We start from the raw sequence: 3,284 nt of genomic DNA, 5'->3' as shown, positions 1-3,284 counted from the left end.
CCTGCTCCATTCGAAATATAGTTCTGTATTGTTTTCGTCTGGGCAGTGCCTCCCGTCGTATCGCTCACCTTCTTTTGGAACCGGGTGCCATCTGGCAAATACGCAAACGAGGTCGTCGTTACCTTTTTCTTTCCGCAGTGAAGTGTTGCTCACGGCATACGAGTTTGCGTAAATACTCTAGGAAAGGAATAAAAGAAAGACCTTGAGGATAACACCCAAAGTCAACAATTGTATTTAACTGTTCAAGAAATCAAGAATTAATTTTCTTGATTTCTCATGATTACACTACTTTTTTTGAAAGTCGAGATATCTTTTTAAACTTGATTCAATAAAATTGTATTATTCGGCTTGTGTCTTTATAAGGGAACGGGTTCATCATTATGGATTTATGCATATCAGATATTCTCGAAAAAACATCATCTTTATTCAAATCTGAAGACCTCCAACTCAGGTGAATATATTAGGACTTGCCCAAAGAAACACTTGTCCCATCTAGTGCAATATCAACATACTTTCCATTCTTTTTATAACGAAGTGTACCCTCTATAGCTCCATCAACATGACTCTTTGGGGCTCCTTTTCCATCTCTTTCACCTGATTTTTCCAAACAACAAAATCTTTAGCACTCACACTGTTTTTAGCTGCATTACCAACAACTCCATCAGGATAAATAGCTAAATGTTTTAAAATCAAAGTACTATCCTTAATTTCAACTCCTGCTACTCTCTTTATTAAAAAGACCAGATTTTGGTTTGACCGATGTTTCGAAAAGCTTCCTGTTAGTGAATATACAGTTAATATTATGAACCCAAATCCCTAAATCACTCACAAGTATGTATGGAAATCAGCTACAGTAAAGTTATAGACCTTTACCTTTTCATCGTGATGTACAATTTTAATATTGTCAATTTTCAGAAGCTTCCCATTACTTTGGACTAATTCATCCCCCGTCTGCAAATCAACCGCAAGTACCCATCCTTTGCCATCTATACAAAGATGCTTTACTTGCGGTTGGATTCATCATGACGATACAAAGAAACCCATCAAGTGTTTGATGGGTTTAGAGTAATGTAATTAATTCATCTATTGTAAGGATAGTAAGAAGACATATCTTCAAACAAACAATTATAAACACTAGGCGTGCCTTCTTGCAATTCCAACTTTACTCCAGAAACAGCTTGAGTTAAAATATCGTCATTTAGCAATGAGTAACATTTTTCTTGCAAAAACTGCTTTATGATTTTGTCTGCATTACTTTGATTCGGAAGAAAAGGGACATTACTACTTCTTACTTCAATAGTTTTGTCTATTTTGTAATATTTAAGGTATTTAATTAATGCATACGGAGCAATCACTGATAACTGCACCTCCAATCTATATAAACTACCTGTCTCAGAAATCAAGTCTTCGAACTCTTGGCTAGCCAATGAACAATCAATATCGGAAAAATTTATACAAATATTAAAACATTTTGAATAATTAAAATCTGTCATATTTTCTACATAATAATCCGCAAAAATTTTTTTGAAATCATGAATGTAATGATCTTTGTCTACATAAGTTGATAACAGAAAAGATAAGTTCCCACTCTCATATATATTTTTTATGATTTTTATTATATTATTCAAAGTCATCAATCCTCCTTAATCAATAGGATAACCATGAAGATTGCCTTTACCATCTATATGAACCTTGATTTTCACTGATCCATTATCCCATACTTTAACAGTACCATCCGGTTTTACAACTTTGCCGTTCATCCATGCTTGTTGGGTAAGCTCTACACCGTTCTGTCCATCTGGCCACGCTGACTTGCCTGGTACATAATTAGGATGACCAAGTACATGTTTGCCTTGTTTTCCTGCATCAACAGAGGGAGCACCTTCAATACTAGATACTAGGCCTTGGCTTGGTAAACGATCACAATCGCCAATATTATGAACCCAAATCCCTAAATCACTCACAAAGTACGTATGGAAATCAGCTACAGTAAAGTTATACACCTTTACTTTTTCATCGTGATGTACAATTTTAATATTGTCAATTTTTAGAAGCTTCCCATTACTTTGGACTAATTCATCACCTGTCTGCAAATCAACCGCAAGCACCCAACCCTTACCATCTACCCAAAATGGATGATTATCCGTAGTCTCAATAATTTGATTGCTTACTGACAACTTGTACGTTGTGTCTTTCTCGTTACGATGCAGAGCCGTAACTTCTTTATACGCTACCTCACTAGTCGCCTCATCTTTCGAAAGAACCTTATCTCCGATTTCAATGTCTTCGATCTTCTTCTCTCCATGATCGGTCTTGACTTTTGTTCCTGCTGTAAAGCAATTACATGCCTTTGCTGCTTTCAATGCTTCATCCGAAAGTTTATATTCCCGTTTGACTATTTTTCCTGAATCATCCACCAAACTCAGGATTAACTTACCACCTTTGAATACCTTACCGACCGGAATTAATCCTAAAGCCGCAAACGCTTTAGACCATTCCGATGCATTCGGGTCTCGTAATGTGGCAATATCATCCAAGACCAAGAAATCTAATGTGGTCTTAATCATTCCGCCAAATCGAGCGGCATTGACGACATCTTGTCGCAGGGAATTAGACGTTTCATAAGTAACTGCACCGGTTTCATGCCCTGTCGGATCGACATAAATCAACGGATTGTTCTGTACGTACGTATATACATTTTGACTCAGCGGATTGTTAATCTGTCCTTCATGGGTATCCTCATTAATAAACCGTCCCATACTCGGATCATAGTAACGCGCATTCAAATCATACAACCCAGTCTCTGCATCCAGATACTCCCCGGCATATTTAAACGCGTTCTCCGTCTTCTCCTGCTGCTGCGTGAGCGTTCCGAATGCATCATAATCATACGTGTTCGCCATACTGCCGTCATCATTCAACATCCCAATGACATCCCCGTGACCGTTGTACAGGTAATAGTACAGCTTTGCGCTACCCGGCTGCTTTTTCAGCAATACCCGATCCCCGCGAATGTATTCCGTATACGCCGGCGTTGTGGATGGGCTAGAGTCGGACGTCCCTGTATCCGTAGACGCTTCAAAGATGACTTTGCCTGCTCCATTCGAAATATAGTTCTGTATTGTTTTCGTCTGGGCAGTGCCTCCCGTCGTATCGCTCACCTTCTTTTGGAACCGGGTGCCATCTGGCAAATACGCAAACGAGGTCGTCGTTACCTTTTCCTTCCCTTGTTCACTTCGGCTAACCTGATCCTGCTTCAACCGGTTATCCAGATCATACGTATA

At 38.7% G+C, this 3,284-nt stretch carries 4 protein-coding genes; all 4 read right to left on the bottom strand.

Translation table 11 applies throughout. The features are described 5' to 3' along the window. Window positions 1–543 precede the first annotated feature (543 nt). Window positions 544–693, bottom strand: a complete 150-nt coding sequence (locus U1I11_RS21570) for a hypothetical protein (protein ID WP_322908150.1) — start codon at window positions 691–693, stop codon at window positions 544–546. 132 nt (window positions 694–825) lie between these two features. Next, entirely contained in the window at window positions 826–957 is a 132-nt protein-coding gene (locus tag U1I11_RS21715; RefSeq protein WP_416235423.1) for a polymorphic toxin-type HINT domain-containing protein, read from the bottom strand. A 122-nt stretch (window positions 958–1,079) separates the two neighbouring features. Next, window positions 1,080–1,634 carry a hypothetical protein gene (locus tag U1I11_RS21565; protein ID WP_322908149.1) on the bottom strand — a complete coding sequence of 185 codons (555 nt, stop codon included), beginning with the start codon at window positions 1,632–1,634 and terminating at the stop codon, window positions 1,080–1,082. Window positions 1,635–1,643: 9 nt separating this feature from the next. After that, window positions 1,644–3,284 (bottom strand): polymorphic toxin-type HINT domain-containing protein (locus U1I11_RS21560; protein WP_322908148.1); only part of this gene is annotated, 1,641 nt, incomplete at its 5' end.

This window comes from Paenibacillus campi (assembly GCF_034659835.1).
In the GTDB taxonomy this organism is placed as follows: Bacteria; Bacillota; Bacilli; order Paenibacillales; family Paenibacillaceae; genus Saccharibacillus; species Saccharibacillus campi.
Note: the sequence above shows the minus strand (reverse complement) of the source record. Positions and strands in the feature narration are given on the sequence as shown.